Annotated in this window: 1 protein-coding gene; it reads left to right on the top strand. The window is 33.8% G+C overall.

Annotated features, from left to right (window positions below):
• The coding region (locus B808_RS06585; RefSeq protein WP_157780098.1) for a hypothetical protein at positions 1-404 on the top strand (404 nt) is incomplete at its 5' end.
• Positions 405-586 lie beyond the last annotated feature (182 nt).

Here is a 586-nt window from a genome sequence, read left to right as displayed (position 1 = left end):
GTTTGATTATGTTAGTAATTGTCAAAATATATAGTATTTTTGTTTATCGATCACCCAAATGCGAAATTATAAATTATCCGGAACTAAAAGCGAGAATTGACGATATTACTGAAACACATGTTGAAAAAGATATTAATGTTTTGCAAATTAAGGCTTTTAGTGCCAGTAGAATTATTTTAAAAATAATCTGTATTATCCTGTTTAATGCTTTCTTTATCCCAATTACTTACACAACTGAATATAGTTCTACCGCTATGGACGTGATGAATGGGGTGTTAATGGGACTTGGTGGATTTACATTTATTTTTTATTGTTGCTTTACAAGTCCTCCGCGCTTACAAATTAGTAATCATATTGACCAAATTGTAGTTGGAGAGATTAGTGATAATAGAAATGATGATTAAAGTAATTATGAGAAAAAGGATCTTGTTTATGCGGTTGGAGGATGCTCATGGAAAGAGGCAACGCCAAATTATATGGGATTAGATTTGATTTAAATCATCAAGCAAGTTCGGCTAGCCGGAGTGATTGCCAGTGGTGGCTAACGCCGTACGCCTGGTTAGAAAAAGATGACCAGTGGTATTTG

Source organism: Fructilactobacillus florum 8D, assembly GCF_000512295.1.
GTDB classification, from domain to species: domain Bacteria; phylum Bacillota; class Bacilli; order Lactobacillales; family Lactobacillaceae; genus Fructilactobacillus; species Fructilactobacillus florum.
Note: the sequence above shows the minus strand (reverse complement) of the source record. Positions and strands in the feature narration are given on the sequence as shown.